Annotated in this window: 19 protein-coding genes; 10 read left to right on the top strand and 9 right to left on the bottom strand. The window is 71.1% G+C overall.

Going from position 1 to position 16,798, the window contains the following annotated elements:
* Position 1: 1 nt before the first annotated feature.
* From QUC20_RS04425 to QUC20_RS04395, 7 genes are all read right to left on the bottom strand, one after another.
* Positions 2–859, bottom strand: coding sequence for a siderophore-interacting protein (locus QUC20_RS04425; RefSeq protein ID WP_289331056.1), 858 nt, complete (start codon positions 857–859; stop codon positions 2–4).
* Positions 856–1,689 (bottom strand): ABC transporter ATP-binding protein, encoded by an 834-nt coding sequence (locus QUC20_RS04420; protein ID WP_289331055.1) that lies wholly within the window; start codon positions 1,687–1,689, stop codon positions 856–858. Before QUC20_RS04420 ends, QUC20_RS04425 begins: the two co-directional genes overlap by 4 nt.
* On the bottom strand, positions 1,682–2,722 hold the full coding sequence (locus QUC20_RS04415) for a FecCD family ABC transporter permease (protein ID WP_259455223.1): 1,041 nt from the start codon (positions 2,720–2,722) through the stop codon (positions 1,682–1,684). Before QUC20_RS04415 ends, QUC20_RS04420 begins: the two co-directional genes overlap by 8 nt.
* Positions 2,719–3,720 carry a FecCD family ABC transporter permease gene (locus QUC20_RS04410; protein ID WP_289331054.1) on the bottom strand — a complete coding sequence of 334 codons (1,002 nt, stop codon included), beginning with the start codon at positions 3,718–3,720 and terminating at the stop codon, positions 2,719–2,721. The genes QUC20_RS04415 and QUC20_RS04410 overlap by 4 nt, the downstream gene beginning before the upstream one ends.
* Positions 3,717–4,649, bottom strand: a complete 933-nt coding sequence (locus tag QUC20_RS04405; protein ID WP_120263204.1) for an ABC transporter substrate-binding protein — start codon at positions 4,647–4,649, stop codon at positions 3,717–3,719. The genes QUC20_RS04410 and QUC20_RS04405 overlap by 4 nt, the downstream gene beginning before the upstream one ends.
* 67 nt (positions 4,650–4,716) lie before the next feature.
* Positions 4,717–5,364 (bottom strand): SDR family oxidoreductase, encoded by a 648-nt coding sequence (locus QUC20_RS04400; RefSeq protein ID WP_289331053.1) that lies wholly within the window; start codon positions 5,362–5,364, stop codon positions 4,717–4,719.
* Positions 5,365–5,431: 67 nt separating this feature from the next.
* The gene (locus tag QUC20_RS04395; protein ID WP_120263206.1) at positions 5,432–5,941 is read right to left on the bottom strand and encodes a bifunctional nuclease family protein; all 510 of its coding nucleotides are present in this window, start codon (positions 5,939–5,941) and stop codon (positions 5,432–5,434) included.
* A 76-nt stretch (positions 5,942–6,017) separates the two neighbouring features.
* On the opposite strand from QUC20_RS04395, the gene QUC20_RS04390 reads away from it, so the two are divergent.
* The 8 genes from QUC20_RS04390 to QUC20_RS04355 all read left to right on the top strand — a co-directional run bounded on the left by QUC20_RS04390 (position 6,018) and on the right by QUC20_RS04355 (position 12,316).
* Positions 6,018–7,055: an LLM class flavin-dependent oxidoreductase gene (locus tag QUC20_RS04390; RefSeq protein WP_289331052.1), complete on the top strand. Its 1,038-nt coding sequence runs from the start codon at positions 6,018–6,020 to the stop codon at positions 7,053–7,055.
* Positions 7,052–7,834, top strand: a complete 783-nt coding sequence (locus QUC20_RS04385) for an alpha/beta fold hydrolase (protein ID WP_289331051.1) — start codon at positions 7,052–7,054, stop codon at positions 7,832–7,834. Before QUC20_RS04390 ends, QUC20_RS04385 begins: the two co-directional genes overlap by 4 nt.
* Positions 7,835–7,873: 39 nt before the next feature.
* A complete protein-coding gene (locus QUC20_RS04380; protein ID WP_259455224.1) occupies positions 7,874–8,464 on the top strand; it encodes a GNAT family N-acetyltransferase in 591 nt (196 codons plus the stop codon).
* Between the two features lie 110 nt (positions 8,465–8,574).
* Positions 8,575–9,372, top strand: coding sequence for an alpha/beta fold hydrolase (locus QUC20_RS04375; protein WP_289331050.1), 798 nt, complete (start codon positions 8,575–8,577; stop codon positions 9,370–9,372).
* A gap of 219 nt (positions 9,373–9,591) precedes the next feature.
* Positions 9,592–9,873 carry a GlsB/YeaQ/YmgE family stress response membrane protein gene (locus tag QUC20_RS04370; RefSeq protein WP_120263210.1) on the top strand — a complete coding sequence of 94 codons (282 nt, stop codon included), beginning with the start codon at positions 9,592–9,594 and terminating at the stop codon, positions 9,871–9,873.
* Positions 9,874–10,044: 171 nt separating this feature from the next.
* Positions 10,045–10,995 carry an aldo/keto reductase gene (locus tag QUC20_RS04365; protein WP_120263211.1) on the top strand — a complete coding sequence of 317 codons (951 nt, stop codon included), beginning with the start codon at positions 10,045–10,047 and terminating at the stop codon, positions 10,993–10,995.
* A 48-nt stretch (positions 10,996–11,043) separates the two neighbouring features.
* Positions 11,044–11,493 (top strand): hypothetical protein, encoded by a 450-nt coding sequence (locus QUC20_RS04360; protein ID WP_120263212.1) that lies wholly within the window; start codon positions 11,044–11,046, stop codon positions 11,491–11,493.
* A 196-nt stretch (positions 11,494–11,689) separates the two neighbouring features.
* The gene (locus tag QUC20_RS04355) at positions 11,690–12,316 is read left to right on the top strand and encodes a helix-turn-helix transcriptional regulator (RefSeq protein WP_120263213.1); all 627 of its coding nucleotides are present in this window, start codon (positions 11,690–11,692) and stop codon (positions 12,314–12,316) included.
* A 29-nt stretch (positions 12,317–12,345) separates the two neighbouring features.
* Here QUC20_RS04355 and QUC20_RS04350 read toward each other — a convergent pair whose 3' ends face one another.
* On the bottom strand, positions 12,346–12,912 hold the full coding sequence (locus tag QUC20_RS04350) for a TetR/AcrR family transcriptional regulator (protein WP_289331049.1): 567 nt from the start codon (positions 12,910–12,912) through the stop codon (positions 12,346–12,348).
* A gap of 23 nt (positions 12,913–12,935) precedes the next feature.
* On the opposite strand from QUC20_RS04350, the gene QUC20_RS04345 reads away from it, so the two are divergent.
* Entirely contained in the window at positions 12,936–14,117 is a 1,182-nt protein-coding gene (locus QUC20_RS04345; RefSeq protein ID WP_289331048.1) for an MFS transporter, read from the top strand.
* Positions 14,118–14,162: 45 nt separating this feature from the next.
* On the opposite strand, the gene moaA is transcribed toward QUC20_RS04345, so the two are convergent.
* Positions 14,163–15,173, bottom strand: a complete 1,011-nt coding sequence (moaA, locus tag QUC20_RS04340) for a GTP 3',8-cyclase MoaA (protein ID WP_289331047.1) — start codon at positions 15,171–15,173, stop codon at positions 14,163–14,165.
* A gap of 196 nt (positions 15,174–15,369) precedes the next feature.
* On the opposite strand from moaA, the gene QUC20_RS04335 reads away from it, so the two are divergent.
* On the top strand, positions 15,370–16,797 hold the full coding sequence (locus QUC20_RS04335) for a cytochrome ubiquinol oxidase subunit I (RefSeq protein WP_120263217.1): 1,428 nt from the start codon (positions 15,370–15,372) through the stop codon (positions 16,795–16,797).
* The last annotated feature ends 1 nt before the right edge of the window (position 16,798 follow it).

Raw genomic sequence — 16,798 nt, 5'->3', positions numbered from 1 at the left:
GTCAGCCGACGAGGGGGCCGCCGTACCGCCAGTATCCGAGGAACGAGATGCGATCCTTCGCGATGCCGACGTCGTTCGTGAGGAACCGGCGGATGCCGGTGACAACGCCCGACTCGCCCGCGAGCCACACTCCGAACCCCGGGTCGGCGGCCGCCGCGGCGCCGTGCTCCGCGGCCCACGACCGCACGGCCGTGGCGAGGGCGTCGTCACCGGCGCGATGCTCGACGCGGGTCACGAGCGCGCGATCGGCGAGCACGTCGGAAACGAGGTCATCGGCGGGGTCGGTCGCACCGACGATCACGTGCGGCCGCGTCGCCTGCGGCAGCGCGGAGACGATGTTCCGCAGGGCGGGGAACGCCGTCTCATCGCCGACGAGGAGGAACCGGGTCGCCTCGCCCGGCGTCCAATGGATGCCGTATCCCGTCCATTCCATTCGCACGTCGGGCCCCGTGATGACGAGCGGGTCGCCGGGCCGTGCGGCCAGAGCCCACGCGGAGGCGGGGCCCACGGGCTCGTGCAGGAAGAAGTCGACGTCGATCTCTCGTTCGGCGACGCGGATCGCCGACGGCGTATAGGTGCGCAGCACGTTGCGGTCGTTCTCGTCGAGCGCCTTCCACCGGGCGTACCAGTCGGAGGGATGCGGGGTGGGCTCATCGAGCAGGCCGAACTCCGCGAGCCCGGGGTGCGGACGGCCCGGCAAGGGCAGCACGATCTTGATCCGCTGGTCGAGCCCCCACGGCGCGAAGTTCGCCAGAGCCTCGCCGCGAAGGGTGATGCGGACGAAGCCGGGGCTGAGGCGGGCCACGCCGGCGACCTCGACGACGAAGGCGCTGTACGCCCAGGGCCGCTCGGCGCTCACGCTGACTCCTCCCCCGCGCCCGCCCCGGACCGACGCGCGCGGAGCGGGACGACGAGCGGTCCGCCGGTGACGGGATCGTCGACGACCACGTTGGCGAGCCCGAAGACCTCCTGCACCCGCTCGCTCGTGATCACCTCGGGCGGCGGACCCTCGGCGAGGATGCGCCCGTCGCGCATCGCCACGATGCGACTCGCGTACCGGGCGGCGTGGTTCAGGTCGTGCAGCACGGCGACGATCGTACGGCCGCGCTCGTTGAGCTCGGCGAAGAGCTCCATCAGCTCGACCTGGTGGGCCACGTCGAGGAAGGTCGTCGGCTCGTCGAGCAGCAGCAGGCCCGTCTGCTGGGCGAGCACCATCGCGACCCAGACCCGCTGCCGCTGGCCTCCCGAGAGCGCCTCGACGGGTCGTGATGCGAGCGGCATCGTCCCCGTCGCGACAAGCGCCTCGTCGACGGCCGAGTCGTCGTCGGCCGACCACTGCCGGAAGAGGTTCTGGTGCGGATAGCGCCCGCGTCCGACCAGTTCGCGCACGGTGATGCCTTCCGGGGCGACCGCCGACTGCGGCAGCAGCCCGAGCCGTCGGGCGACCTCCTTGGCGGGCAGCTCGGAGATCGCCCGGCCGTCGAGCACGACGGTCCCGGCGCTCGGTGCGAGCAGACGTGACAGGCCGCGCAGGAGCGTCGACTTGCCGCAGGCGTTGGGACCGATGATGACCGTGAACGACCCGGGCTCGATCCGCACCGACAGATCGCGGACGATCTCGGCGCCGTCGTAGGCGAGGGTCACGGACTCGGCGGCGAGCGATGTCGCCGATGGGAACGGGTCAGGCACGGCGGCGGACCTCCAGCACGATCATGAGGACGAGGTAGGCGCCGCCGAGCGAGACGGTGACGACGCCGACGGGAAGCGGCGCGGGCAGCACGTGCTGCGCGATGAGGTCGGAGGCGATCAGCAGCACGGCGCCGACGAGCGCGGAGAGCCCGAGCGACAGGTGCGGCGTGCGCGCGATCAGGCGGCCCACCTGCGGAGCCGCCAGCGCGACGAAGGCGATCGGGCCGCCCACGGTCGTCGCGGCCGCGACCAGCACGACCCCGACCAGCAGCGCGAGAGTGCGCACGAGGTGCGGTCGTGCGCCCGTCGCCGCGGCGAGGTCGTCACCGAGCTCGAGCTGCCGCAGCCGCGGCACGAGCGCGAACGACGCGACGACCAAGGGGGCCGCGCACGCGAGCGCGCCGGCCACCGCCGGTGCCGTCACCCCGTTGAGACTTCCCGCACCCCAGGCCGACGCGAACATCGCGGTCTCGAGCTCGATCTGCAGCAGCATCCAGGTGTTGAGCGATGCGAGCATCGCCGAGACCCCGATGCCGACGACGATCAGGCGGAACCCCTGCAGCCCGCCGCGCCAGGCCAGCGCCCAGATGACGACGGCGGTGGCGAGGGCACCGATCAGCGAGCCGCCCACGAGCACCGGCCAGCTCGACGACACCAGGACGAGGGCGGCGAGCATCCCGGTGAAGGCTCCGCTCGACAGCCCCAGGATGTCGGGGCTCGCGAGCGGGTTGCGGGTGACGGTCTGGAACAGCGCGCCCGCGATCCCGAGGATCGCACCCACACCGAGCGCTCCGAGCGCACGAGGCAGCCGCCACTCGCGGACGACGGTCTCGACGAGCGCGTCGTCGCCGGCCCCCACCAGCGCCGCGACCACATCGCCGGGAGCAACCGGGAAGGTGCCGGCACCGAGTGCGACGACCAGCAGCACCGCAGCGACGACGAGGGCACCCGCTCCGACGACGACGCTGCGCAGACGCACGGGCACATGCACGGCACCGGCCTGCAGCCGCAGCATCCGCGGCCCGCCGCTCACAGGGCGCTCGCCCGACGTCGACGCGCGAGCGCGATGAGGATGGGAGCCCCGACGAACGCCGTGACGATGCCGACCGGCAGTTCAGCGGGGGCGATGAGCACCCGCCCGACGACATCCGCGGCGAGCACGACGATGGGTGCGAGCAGCGCGCTGACGACGAGGATCATCCGGTGATCGGCGCCGAACAGCCAGCGCGCGATGTGCGGCACCATGAGCCCGACGAACGAGATCGGTCCCGCGAGTGCCGTCGCAGCACCCGCGAGGAGGGTGACGGCGACGATGACGCCGATCCGGATGCCGGCGAGGTTCGCGCCCTGCGCACGAGCGACGTCGTCGCCGAGCGCGACGGCGTTGAGACCGGCGCCGAGCACGAGCGCCAGAACGACTCCGACGGCGATGAAGGGCGCGACCGGCACGATCGTGTCCCACCCGCGACCCAGCAGCGACCCCGCGTTCCAGCTGCGCATCGCGTCGAACGCTTCGGGATCACTGAGCACGATGCCCGTCGTGATGCCCGACAGCACAGCGCCGAGGGCGACGCCCGCGAGCGTGAGCCGGATCGGGCCGGCCGCCCCGCGCCCGCCCGAGCCGATCACGTACACCGCGAGGGTGACGGCGAGCGCGCCGACGAACGCGAACCACACCGCACCCGACGTCGCCCGGACACCGAGCACCGACATCCCGAGCGCGACCGCCAGTGCGGCTCCGGCGTTGACGCCGAGGATGCCGGGATCGGCGAGCGGGTTGCGGGTGAAGGCCTGCATCAACGCCCCGGCGACGCCCAGGGCGGAGCCTGCGAGGAGTCCCACGACCGTCCGCGGAACACGGAGCTCGGTCACGACGAACGTCGCCTCGGGCGACCCATCGCCGCGCAGCACCCCGATGACGGTGCCCGGCGACAGCGGATTCGCCCCGACGGCGAGGGACGCCGCGACGACGAGCACCAGGGCCAGGGCGATCGCGGCACCCGCCGCGGCGCGTCCGGCTCTCGAGCTCACCGCCCGTCGAGGAAGCGCTCGATGTCGCCGAGCACGCTCTGCGCTCCGCGCGGACCGACGCCGGCCACCCAGGTGCTCGTGTCGACGAGGGTCACCGACGGGAAGGCATCCGCGTTCTGGGTGATCGCCGCGGGCACCGCCGACGCGTCGGTCGTGTCGGAGGCCGTGACGAAGACCGCGTCGGCACGCGCGTCGAGGATGTTCTCGGGAGAGATGTCGGCCTGCAGCCCGTCGGCCCAGTCGTGCTCGGGCGTGGTGTATCCGACGCATTCGAGCAGGCTGCCCGCGAACGAGACGGGTCCGTAGAGGCTGAGCGTCGTCTCGTCGCGGGGGCGGATGACCTGCGCCGTCTTGCCGTCGAGGTCGTGGGCAGAACCGATCTCAGCGCAGCGGTCGTCGACGGCGGTGATCTGCGCGGCGACCTCGTCCTCGCGTCCGAGCGCCTCACCGATCAGCTCGGCGTTGTCGCGCCATGGGTCGGCCTGCGTCGCGATGAAGACGGTGGGTGCGATCGCGGAGAGCTGGTCGTAGAGCTTCGAATGGCGCGCCTCGGTTCCGAGGATGAGGTCGGGCTTCAGCGCGGCGATCGCCTCGAGGTCGGGCTCGGGCACCGTTCCGACGGGTTCGACGCCGTCGACGCCCAGGTAAGCCGGGATCCCGGCGACGTTGCTGGCGACCGCGGCCCCCACCGGCGTGATGCCGACGGAGACCGCGGTGTCGAGCTCGAGCGGCTCGAGGGTCACCACGCGCTGGGGCTGCTCGGGCACCTCCGTGACGCCGCGAGCGTGCTCGACGGTACGCGGGGCGGCACTGGCCTCGGGGGCGGCGTCGGCAGCGGATGGCTGCGCGGCGCAGCCGGCGACGACGAGGGCCGCGGCGGCCGAGATGGCGGCGGCGCTCAGGGCGCGCCGGACAGGACGAGACAGCATGTGGGGCCTTCCCTCGGGTCGATCTCGCGGCGGGCGCGATGAGGCAAGGCAACCCTAACAAAAACCGTCAGTCGGCTGCGAGCGCCGCTTCGATCGGGGTGTCTCCACCGGTGAACTCGATCATCCGGCCGACGGTCGCGGGCTCGGCGAGGACCGCGGCGATGACCGCCGCGACATCGCCGCGCGGCACGGACTCCTCACCCGAGCCACCCACCGTGATCTTGCCGGTCGGCTCGTCGAGCGTCAGGCCGCTGGGCGCGACGATCGTCCAGTCCAGTCCGCTCTCGCGCAGGTGCGCATCGGCCTCGGCCTTGGCCTGCGCGTAGGCGTAGAACGAGTCGTCCTCGGGCACGCCGTGATCGAGCCCGGCACCGAAGTAGGACACCATCACGTAGCGACGAACGCCGGCGGCGGCCGCCGCATCGATCGAACGGATGGCGGCGTCACGGTCGACCGCCCAGGTGCGGGCGGCATCCCCTCCCCCGGCTCCTGCAGACCAGACGATCGCATCGTTGCCGCTGAACAGGTTGGTCATCTGGTCCACGTCGAACGACTCGACGTCGGCGACGAGCGGCGTGGCGCCGGTCTCGGCGACATCCCCCTCGTGGTCGCGGTTGCGGATGACGGCGGTGACCGTCTCGCCGCGCTCGGCGAGGATCGGCTCCAGTCGCAGCGCGACCTTGCCGTGGCCTCCGATGATCAGGATGCGGGACATGGGTGTTCCTTTCGTCGGGGGTGATGGATCGAGGATGCGGCTGCGCCGGCTCGGTCGGACCGGTCGGTCAGCCGCGGAAGTCGTCGGGATCGATGTCGTCGAGGAACTCGCGGAACTCCGCCACGCGCTGCTCCGCGGCCTCGGGCGTCTCGGCTCCTTCGGGAGCCTCGCTGACCGTGTCGGGGATCCCCGCCTCGGCCAGCACGTCGTCGGCGACGAAGATCGGCGCCCCGGCACGCGAGGCGAGGGCGATCGCGTCGGAGGGCCGGGCGTCGACGACCCGCGAACCGGTGAGCGCGGTCACCGTGACCTCGGCGTAGAACGTGCCGTCGTCGATGCGGGTGACCTCCACGCGATCGACCGTGGCGTCTGTCGCGTCGAGCAGCCGGATCATGAGGTCGTGCGCGAGGGGACGCGGCGGCGACACCCCCTCGACCGCGACGAGGATGGACGTCGCCTCCTGCGAGCCGATCCACACCGGCAGGATCCGGTCCGACAGCGCATCGACGGGCTTCAGCAGGATCACGTGCTGCTGGGCGGGATCGAGTGCGACCCCGAGAACGCGGACCTGGACCATGACACCTCCCGGGGTCGGTTTCGCCCAGCCTATGCACGAGGGAATGCGAACGGGGCCGCCGACGTTGCGGCTTGACATGCAGCGTTTCGGCACTCTCTCGTTCGGTCACTACGGTCCGCTGGGCGGAGGTCGCGAGCTCACCGCCGGCGATTCGCTGCGACAGGCGATCGACCTCGCGCAGGGCATGGATGATCTCGGCGCCGTCGGCGCATACTTCCGGGTGCACCACTTCGCGCGACAGCAGGCGTCTCCGATGCCGCTGCTCGCCGCGATCGCCGCGAGGACGAAGAACATCGAGATCGGCACCGGCGTCATCGACATGCGCTACGAGAACCCGCTCTACCTCGCCGAGGAGGCGGCGGCCGTCGACCTCATCTCCGACGGACGACTCGCGCTCGGCGTGAGCCGTGGGTCACCCGAGACCGTCGTCCGCGGTTACGAGGCGTTCGGGTACACCGGCTCGGCGGATCCCCGCGGCGCCGACATCGCACGCGAGCACTTCGACACCTTCCTCCGCGCAATCGAGGGCGAGGGGCTCGCCGAGCGCGACCCGAACAGCCCCTTCGGCGGCGGCAGCGGGAAGCAGCGGGTCGAGCCCCACTCCCCCGGACTCCGCTCGCGGATCTGGTGGGGTGCCGGCAACACCGACTCCGCCGAGTGGGCGGGTCGCAGGGGGGTGAACCTGATGTCGTCCACGCTCCTCACCCAGGCCGACGGCACGCCGTTCGACATCCTCCAGGCCCAGCAGCTCGATGCCTTCCGCGCCGCGTGGCGCGAAGCCGGGCATCCGGGTGAGCCCCGCACCTCGGTCAGCCGGTCGGTCTTCCCCATCACGACCGCCGAGGACGAGCTGTACTTCGGCGGCAGCAACGAGCAGGACGGCATCGGCTACATCGACGGCATGCGCTCGACGTTCGGTAAGACGTACGCCGCGACGCCCGACGTGCTCGTCGAGCAGCTGCTGCAGGATGCCGCGGTCATGAGCGCCGACACCCTGATGCTGACGATCCCCTCGCAGCTCGGCGTCGAGTTCAACCTGCGCATCGTCGAGTCGTTCGCGAAGTATGTCGCGCCGGCGCTCGGCTGGAAGAGCGAGGCGCTGCAGCCGCGATGATCGCGGCGGAGCGTGGCTCGGGCATTCCGCTCATCGCGGTGCACGGGTTCGGCGTCGATCACCGCATCCTCCTTCCCCTGGAGGAATGGGCGGCCGACCGCCCGTGGCGACGCGTCTACCTCGATCTCCCGTGGGCGGAGGGCACGACCGATCAGGGTCTCAGTACGCCTCGAGAGGTCGCCGACGCTGTCCGCGACGAGGTCGAAGCGATCGCCGCAGGCGGCCCGTTCGCTATCGTCGGCAACTCGTTCGGCGCGATGGTCGCACGTCACGTGGCGCATGAGCTCCGGTCTCAGTGCCGCGGGCTGGCGACTCTCGCCGGCGTGTTCGAGCTCGACCACGACAAGCGGCGACTGCCCCCGCGCGAGATCGTTGTGGCGAACGAGTCCGTGCTCTCCCGAGCGGGTTCGTTCCGGGACGACTTCGCGGAGATGGCGGTGCTGCAGACCCCCGAAGCGCTGGCCGCGTTCGAGAGGTTCGTGCTGCCCGGCATCCAGGGGTCCGACGCGGATGTCCTCGACCGGATCGCCTCGTCGTACTCGGCTGGATACGCCCCCGAACGCACCGACGTCCCGTTCACAGCGCCGAGCCTGCACGTCTTCGGGCGTCAGGACCACGTCGTCGGTTTCGAGGATGGACTCGGCGTCGCCGACCACTACGTCCGGGGGACCTTCGTCGTCCTCGATGGCGCCGGCCACAACGTGCATCTGGAGCGCCCCGATGCCGTGGCCCCGCTCGTCCGCGACTGGCTCCTGCGAGTGGAACAGCACGCCCTCTGACCTCGGTCGGCCCAGCCTCGGTCGATTAGCGTGGATCGCGTGCACGATGAAGACACCCCCGACCACCCGGCATCCGACGCCGCCCGTTCGCGCGGCACCATCACGCTGGTCCGCATCGACCCGGCGGGAGCCGACCGCGAGGAACTGATCGCGTTCATGACCGGCGAGGTGTTCCCGTTCCACGTCGGCACCCGGCCGACGCGCGAGCAGGTCGAGGACGGCATCGCCGACGGTCGGTACCGCGACGACGACAACGACTCGTTCTGGATCGACCACGTCGAGCACGGTCGCATCGGCTTCTTCCGTCTCGAGGAGATCAGCGACGGCGCACCGCTGTTCGACCTGCGCCTCGCCTCGCCCTGGCGCGGACGCGGCCTCGCCAAGGAGGTCGTGAAGACGGCGGCCGACCACGTGTTCACGACGATGCCCGAGGTCGACCGCTTCGAGGGGCAGACCCGCGAAGACAACCGCGCGATGCGACGCGTCTTCGAGGCCTGCGGCTGGGTGCAAGAGGCGTACTACCGGGAGGGATGGCCCGTCGAGGGGGCGGAGCCGCTGGGGTCGGTGGCGTACAGCATCCTCCGTCGCGACTGGGAGACCGGCGAGGTTACGCCGCTGCGCTGGTCGTAGCTCGCGCCGAGAACGCAGCCTCGCGCCGAGAACGCACCGTGGGGGGTGCGTTCTCGCGAAGACGGTGCGTTCTCGCTGACCGGCCGGGCGCGGCATCCGAGAATGGACGGATGATGCAACGCCGGCGCACGACGATCGAGCGTGACGGTGTCTCGCTCGCGGTGACCGAGGCGGGCGGGTCGGGGCCCGCTGTCCTGCTGCTGCACGGGCTGGCGGGCAGCGCGCGCGAGCTCATGCCGACCGCCGAGGCACTCGCCGACCGCCACCGGGTGCTGCTGCTCGACCAGCGCGGCCACGGCTTCAGCACGCGGCGGCCCGACGACCTCTCGCGCGATGCGTTCGTAGCGGATGCCGTCGCCGTGATCGAGCGACTCGCACCCGGCGAGCGAGTGGCGCTGGTCGGGCAGTCGATGGGCGCGCACACCGCGTTCCTCGCCGCAAGCCACCGCCCCGACCTGGTCAGCCGGCTCGTGATGCTGGAGGCGCACCCGGCGGGGAGCGCCGATCCACAGGATGCCGCCGACCTCGGCGCCTTCTTCGCCTCGTGGCCGATCCCGTTCGCCGACGCTGCCGCCGCCCGGTCGTTCCTCGGCGACTCGCCGCTCACCGAGGCCTGGGTCGCCGACCTCGAGCAGACAGCGTCGGGATTGCGACCCCGCTTCGACGCCGACGTCATGCAGGCCGTGATCACCGCGGTGCACGAGCCGCGATGGGCGGAGTGGGAGAACCTCGCGGTGCCGACGACCGCCGTGTTCGCCCGCCGCGGCATGTTCTCCCCCGAGCAGCAGGCCGAACTCGGCGCCCGGCGCCCGGGCACCCGCATCCTGCCCCTCCCCGACGGCAGTCACGACGCCCACCTCGACGCGTTCGCAGCCTGGGTCCGCGCGCTGCGCGAGTCCCTCGCCTGAGGCACCCCTCCCGAGCACGCACCCTCACCGCGAACGGGCACCATACCGGGTGCGTTCTCGCCACGACGGTGCGCGCTCGCGGCACATACGGACCCGGAAGGGTACAACCACGCCGGGCGTGGGCGGAAGGTCGACGGGCTTCCGCCGGAACGGCCATAGCCTGTCGTCCGCCCCGGGTGCCCGACCGGCACCTGTTCCCGCAAAGAAAGAAGAAGCACCATGCTCTGGACGATCCTCGGCCTCATCCTCGTCGGACTGATCGCCGGCTTCATCGCGCGCGCCGTCATCCCCGGCAAGCAGAACATCGGCATCCTGATGACGATCGTGCTCGGCATCGTCGGCTCGTTCGTCGGCGGATTCCTCGGATTCCTCATCTTCAACCACAGCCCCGAGGGTGGCTTCCTGCAGCCGTCGGGCATCATCGGCTCGATCATCGGCGCCATCATCGTGCTCGGCATCTACGTCGCGTTCTCGCGCCGCGGCTCGACCCGCACGCGCTGACACACCTGCGCACGCGCATCGCGCCAACTCCTCAGATCCGGCCGGTCCCGCCTCTCGCGGGGACTCGGCACAGCACCGCGGGTCGGAATCTGAGGAGTTGGCGCGTCGTCGTCCGGCCGTCTGGACCGCACGAGCCGGAATACCGACACCGGCCCGGGCCTTGAACTCATCATGAGCACGATCGGCAACAGCGACCTCTCCGTCTTCCCCCTCGCCCTCGGCGGCAACGTCTTCGGCTGGACCGCCGACCGCGACGCGTCGTTCGCGATTCTCGACGCCTTCGTCGAGGGCGGCGGCAACTTCGTCGACACCGCCGACTCGTACAGCGCCTGGGTCCCCGGCCACACCGGCGGTGAGAGCGAGACCATCATCGGCGAGTGGCTCGCTGCACGCAGCCGCCCCGAGGTCGTCGTGGCGACCAAGGTCAGCCAGCATCCCGACTTCCGCGGCCTGTCGGCATCGAACGTTCGTGCCGCGGCCGAAGCCTCACTGAAGCGCCTGGGCGTCGACGCGATCGACCTCTACTACGCCCACTTCGACGACGCGGAGACCCCGCTCGACGAGACCGTCGGCGCGTTCGGGCAGCTCGTCGCCGACGGCCTCGTCCGCCACATCGCCGTGTCGAACTACACCGCCGAGCGCATCGAGGAGTGGCTGCGCATCGCCGACGAGACCGGCGTCGCCCGGCCCGTCGCCATCCAGCCGCACTACAACCTCGTGCACCGCAACGACGTCGAAGAGACGATCGTGCCGATCGCCGAGCGCGAGAATCTCAGCCTCGTTCCCTACTTCGCCCTCGCCAAGGGCTTCCTGACCGGCAAGTACCGGTCGACGGATGCCTCCGGGCACGACTCCCCGCGCGCCGAGGGGGCAGCCGTCTACGCGACGCCGCAGGGCCTGCAGATCATCGACACGCTCGAGCGCATCGGTTCCGCGCACGATGTCTCTATCGCATCGACGGCACTCGCCTGGCTGCGCTCGCAGCCGACGGTGGTCGCACCGATCGCGAGCGCTTCGCGCCTGGAGCAGGTGCAGGGCCTCCTCGACGGCGGACGCGTCGAGCTCACCGCCGACGAGGTCGCCGAGCTCACCCGCGTGTCGACCTGGACGCCGGAGGCCTGATCGGGGGCATCCTCGGCGGGCCTGTTCCCGCAGGCTAGGGTTCGGATCGTGGGGTGGTCGGTGCTCGGTCTGATGACGAGCATCGCCGTGCTCGCGCCGAATGCGCTGCTGATCGCCTGGCCGCCACGAGGCCCGGCGCCCGATGCTCGGGTGCCGGTGCCGCTGGCCTGGCTGGAACGCGCCGGACAGGCTCTCTGCCTCGTCGTCCCCGCCATGACCGAACCGGGCGGCATCCGACCGTGGTGGGCGCTTCCGACGGCCGTGGCGCTCGCGACGTACTACGGGCTGTGGATCCGTTTCCTCCGGGCCGGGCGATGTCAGGCGATGCTCTACGCGTCCCTGCTCCGGATACCGGTGCCGATGGCGGTGACTCCCGTCGTGGCGTTCCTGGCCGGTGCCGTCTGGCTCGACAACCCGTGGATGGCCGGCTCGGCACTCGTCTTGGCTGCCGGCCACATCCCCGTCGCGCTGGCCGCTCGCCGTTCGCTCGTCGCGTGACCCTGACCATGGCCGGACACGACACGCGACGCCCGGCTCGGAGAATCACGCGAACCTCGGAGCCCTGAGGCCGCAGGCTCCGAGGTTCGCCGTTTCCTCCGAGGTTCGCCCACCGAAGCGCTCGACCGCGCGAGCAAACCGACAAATTTCACGGTGTGGTAAGACCACAGCGTGTTTTCCGTGTTTAATGAGTCCTATGAGCACCGCGACAGTCGGATACAGCGCCATCTCGAGCTACTCCCGCGTCGAGATCCTGCACCTCATCCAGGAGCAGCCCCGCCGGACGATCCTCGAGCTGCAGGAGGCGACCGACCTGCACCCGAACACCATCCGCGAGCACCTCGCACGCCTGATCTCCGATGGCTTCATCGTGGCGGAGAAGGAACACCGCACCACCCGCGGCCGCCCCCGCGTGCTCTACAGCGCCGCCGACGGCGACGCCACCCGCAGCGCGATCCAGCGCCGCAAGGTGCGGGATGCCGCGCAGCGCGGCGACCTCATGCGCCGCGTCCTCACCCTCGACGTCCCCGACGTGCTCGAGACCCGCGCCCTGCACCAGATCGACGCCCTCGTCGAAGAGCTCGAGGACGAGGGCTTCGACCCGATCATCGACGACACCGCACTGACGGTCGATCTCACCCCGTGCGCGCACGCGACGGCGCAGGCCGACCATCGCGAAGTGCTGTGCAGCGTCCACCTCAGCCTGCTGCAGGGCGTGCTCACCGAGGCGGGCGGCCCCCTCGCCGTCGACGGCATGCGCTCCTCGTGCGACCCGTCGGTGTGCATCATCCAGCTGCTTCACGCCGCCACCACGCACGACTGATCCCGAGCACGCCGGGCGCGGGCCTGCCGTCAGCGCCGCGAGGCCGCGATCAGCATCGCCGCCGTCGAGCGCGCCAGATCGGTGTCGTGGCTCCGCTCGCGCAACCGCATCGCCAGGTCGCCGCTGACGACGAGAAGCAGTCGCTCCGCGAGCTCGCCCGCGTCGGCGCCCGCGATCGGCCGGGCGAGCTCGGTCAGTCGGGTGCGCATGCCGACGGTGTCGGCGCGGACGGCGGATGCCACCTCCGGCGGCGGATCGGCGTACTCCGCGGCCGCGCCGAGGAACGCGCACCAGCGCGATCCGCGCGGCTCGTCGCGAAACGCCGTCAGCGCGTCGAACACCGCCAGCAGTCGCCCCTCGTCGTCGTCGCTGCGCGCGATAGCGGCGTCCCATGTCTCGAGCCAGGCCCGCTGCCGGCGTTCGAGCGCTGCGGCGAGCACCGCTTCCTTGCTGGCGAATCCGCGGTAGAGCGTCGCCGCCGAGACCCCGGCACGGGCGATCACGGCGTCGATCGGGGTCGCGGCGATGCCTCGCGTGAAGAAGAGGTCCTCGGCGGCGTCGAGGATGCGTTCCTCCGTGCGCGGCCGCATTCCCATGCCAGCACTCTATGCTCGGGAGAGTGAAACGATCGTTTTCGTTTTGGCGATGGGGGCTCGTCGCCTCGGGAGTCGCGCTCATCGCGGCGACCTACGGCCTCGTCCGCCTCGCCTTCGGACTTCATCTGCCCGACATGAGCGCCGACCTCGGTGTCGACGCCGCCGCGGCCGGTCTCGTCTCGGCTGCAGGGTCGATCGTCTACGCCCTCGCCGCATGCGTCGGCTTCCTCGCCGCCGAGCGCCACCCCCGCGTGCTCGTCATCGCCGCGACCCTCACGGCGAGCGGCGGGGCCGTCGGGATCTCGGCAGCAACGGATGCCGCAGTCTTCGCCCCCGCGGCGGCGATCGCCTCTGCCGGCGCAGGGCTCGCCTCGCCCGCGCTCGTGCGACTGGTCGCACGTTCGTTCGCCGATCGCGCGTCGAGCACGCCCCAAGCCGTCGTGAACGCGGGAACCGGCCCCGGCCTGGTCATCGCCGGCGCCATCGCCCTGGCACTCACCCCCGACTGGCGGCTGTGCTGGCTGATCGCGGCGGGAGCCACAGCCGTCGCCGGGATCGCCGTCCTCGCTGCCGATCGCCCGCCGAGGGGCCCATCGGAGGACGAGCGGACGGGCCGGGCCGCGCTCGTTCCGCCGCGAGCATGGTGGGCGGCGCATCGCCCCGCGATCGCGGCATCCGTCCTCCTCGGAATCGGCGCGGCGGCGATCTGGAACTACGGCCGCACCATCCTGGTCGATGCCGGCGGAGCGCCGACGCAATCGGTGCTCGCCTGGATCGTGCTCGGATGCGGCGGCGCCGCCGTCATCGTCACGTCGCGACCTGTCGCGGGCCTGCAGCCCCGGACGCTCTGGTTGGTCGGCGCCGTCCTCATCGCCGGCGCGACCCTCGCCCTCGGCGCAGCTCCGACCCGCACGGTCCTCGCACTCGGCGCGTGCGCCGTGTTCGGGTGGGCCTACGTCACGGCCTCGGGAGCCCTCATCGGGTGGACGACCCAGATCGACGCCGGGCACGCGGCGGCCGGCACGGCCCTGCTCTTCGTGACGTTCATGGTCGGGCAGGCGGTCGGCGCCGCAGCCCTCGGCGCCCTGCTCCCCGTCGCTGGGCCGGCGATCGTCTTCGCCGCAGCCGCCGCGATCGCCGTGGCTGGAGGCGCCAGCCTGACCGCACCCGGGAGCCGCCGCGAGGTCGTCGACGCCCGACCGTGACGATCGCGACGACCCAGGGGTCGCCTTTCCCCCGGTGGTTGCCGGTCAGCCGCCGATGGCGTTCATCCCCCGAGCGGGCTGGAGGAACCCGGGATCGTCGATCGCGTGACCGGCCTTCTTGCCCGCGATGCAGTTGCGCAGCACCCGATCGATCCGCTCGGCCCGCGCCCCCGGCGACATCTCGGAGCGCAGGACCGGGAGCAGGTCGTACTCGTCGATCGAGAACAGGCAATTGCGCAGCTGGCCGTCGGCCGTCAGCCGCATCCGATCGCACGCACCGCAGAACGGCGCCGTCACCGACGCGATGACCCCGACGGTGTGCGGGCCGCCGTCGAGCCGCCACCGTTCGGCAGGCGCACCGCCCCGTCCCGGGACGGGGTCGAGGCTCCAGCGCGCCGACAGCGCCTCGAGGATCTCTTCACGAGTGACCATGCTCGACCGGTCCCAGGTGTGGCCGGCATCCAAGGGCATCTGCTCGATGAACCTCATCTGGGCGTCGTGCGCGACGGCGAAGGCCACGAGGTCGGCCAGCTCGTCGTCGTTGACGCCGCGCATCGCGACGGCGTTGATCTTCAGCGGTCGCAGCCCCGACGCCTGGGCGGCCCGCACACCGTCGAGCACATCGTCGAGTCGGTCGCGACGGGTGAGCGCACGGAAGCGTTCGCGGTCGAGGGTGTCGAGCGAGATGTTCAGGCGCGCGAGGCCCGCGGCGACGAGGTCGGGAAGCACCTCGGGCAGCCGGATGCCGTTCGTGGTCATCGCGATCTCGATCGGGCCGTCGGGCGACTCGATCGCCGCGAGTCGCCGCACGATCTCGACGAGGTCGGTGCGCAGCAGCGGCTCACCGCCGGTGAGGCGGAAGGTCGTGATACCCGCCGTGGCGGCGACCGTGGCGATCTCGACGATCTCGTCGAGGGTCAGGATGCTCTGGCGGGCGAGCCATTCGTTGCCCTGCTCGGGCATGCAGTAGGTGCACCGCAACGAGCAGCGGTCGGTCAGCGAGATGCGCAGGTCGCGGTGGACCCGGGCGAATCTGTCGACGAGCGGCTCCCCCATGGGTCGAGCGTAAGCGGCCGAAGCGCACCCGAGGGTCGCTTGTCGCGAATCGCCGCTGGCCGGTGTGGTCTGACAGCACCTTGATAAGTGGTCAGACCACGCGTAGCATTATTCCCGGCCGCCCCTGAGACCGGGGAAAACCACACTCGATACCTTCAGCCTGTCGAAACCTTCGCCTCCCGAAAGGCACCTGCCGATGGACTTCCTCGATCCGCTCCTGCTGGCCCGCTGGCAGTTCGGTCTGACGACGCTCTACCACTACCTCTTCGTGCCGCTGACCCTCGGGATGGCTCTCGTCGTGGCGATCTTCCAGTCGGTGTGGCACCGCACGGGCAACGTGAAGTGGCTGCACCTGACCCGCCTCTTCGGCAAGATCTTCCTGATCAACTTCGCCATGGGCGTCGTGACCGGAATCGTGCAGGAGTTCCAGTTCGGCATGAACTGGTCGGCATACTCCCGCTTCGTCGGTGACATCTTCGGTGCTCCGCTGGCTTTCGAGGGCCTCCTCGCCTTCTTCTTCGAGGCGACCTTCATCGGCCTGTGGATCTTCGGGTGGGACAAGCTGCCGAAGGCGCTCCACCTGTTCTCGATCTGGATGGTCGTGCTCGGCTCGACCCTCTCGGCCTACTTCATCCTCGCGGCCAACGCCTTCATGCAGAACCCCGTGGGCTACCAGATGGCCGCCGACGGCGGACGGGCGGAACTCATCGATTTCGGCGCCGTCCTCACCAACCCGATCGTGCTGGCCGCGTTCCCGCACACGATCTTCGCCGCCTGGATGTTCGCCGCCGCCGTCGTCATCGCGGTCGCGGCCTGGCACCTCTCCCGCGCACAGCACATCGAGACGATGCGCCCCGCGCTGCGGTTCGGCATGTGGGGCATGATCGTGTCGTTCATCGGCGTCGCGCTCTCGGGCGATCAGCTGAGCCTCGTGATGGTCGCGACCCAGCCGATGAAGATGGCCGCCGCCGAAGCGATGTTCAACAGCGCGTGCGGAGCAGACGCATCCTTCTCGATCTTCTCCATCGGAACCCCCGACGGCACCGAAGAGATCTGGTCGCTGCGCGTGCCGTACCTGCTGTCCTTCCTCTCGACGCACAGCTTCGACGGCTGCGTCGAAGGCCTCAACGATCTGCAGGCGCAGTACACCGAGACCTTCGGGGCCGGCGTCGACTACCGCCCCATCGTGTGGGTCACCTATTGGTCGTTCCGCTGGATGATCGGCCTCGGCGGCGTCGCCACCCTCATCTCGGTCGCGGGCCTCTGGCTGACCCGCAAGAAGGCCCAGCGCCCCGTCGCCCGCTGGATGTGGAAGGTCGCGATCTGGTCGGCTCCGCTCCCCCTCCTCGGCAGCCTCGTCGGCTGGGTGTTCACCGAGATGGGCCGCCAGCCCTGGATCGTTTTCAGCCTCATGCTCACCGAGGACGGCGTCTCACCCAACGTCCCCGGATGGACCGTGCTCATCTCGCTGATCGCCTTCACCGCGGTCTACGCCTCGCTCGCGGTCGTCGAGTTCGGGCTCATCCGCAAGGCCGCGCAGAAGGGGCCCGACCCGCTGCCCGAGCCGGGCTCGCCCGAGGCCGAAGACCCTGCGGCCTCCCACACCCAGACCACCGTCTACTGAG

The organism is Microbacterium arborescens (assembly GCF_030369635.1).
Lineage (GTDB): Bacteria > Actinomycetota > Actinomycetes > Actinomycetales > Microbacteriaceae > Microbacterium.
Note: the sequence above shows the minus strand (reverse complement) of the source record. Positions and strands in the feature narration are given on the sequence as shown.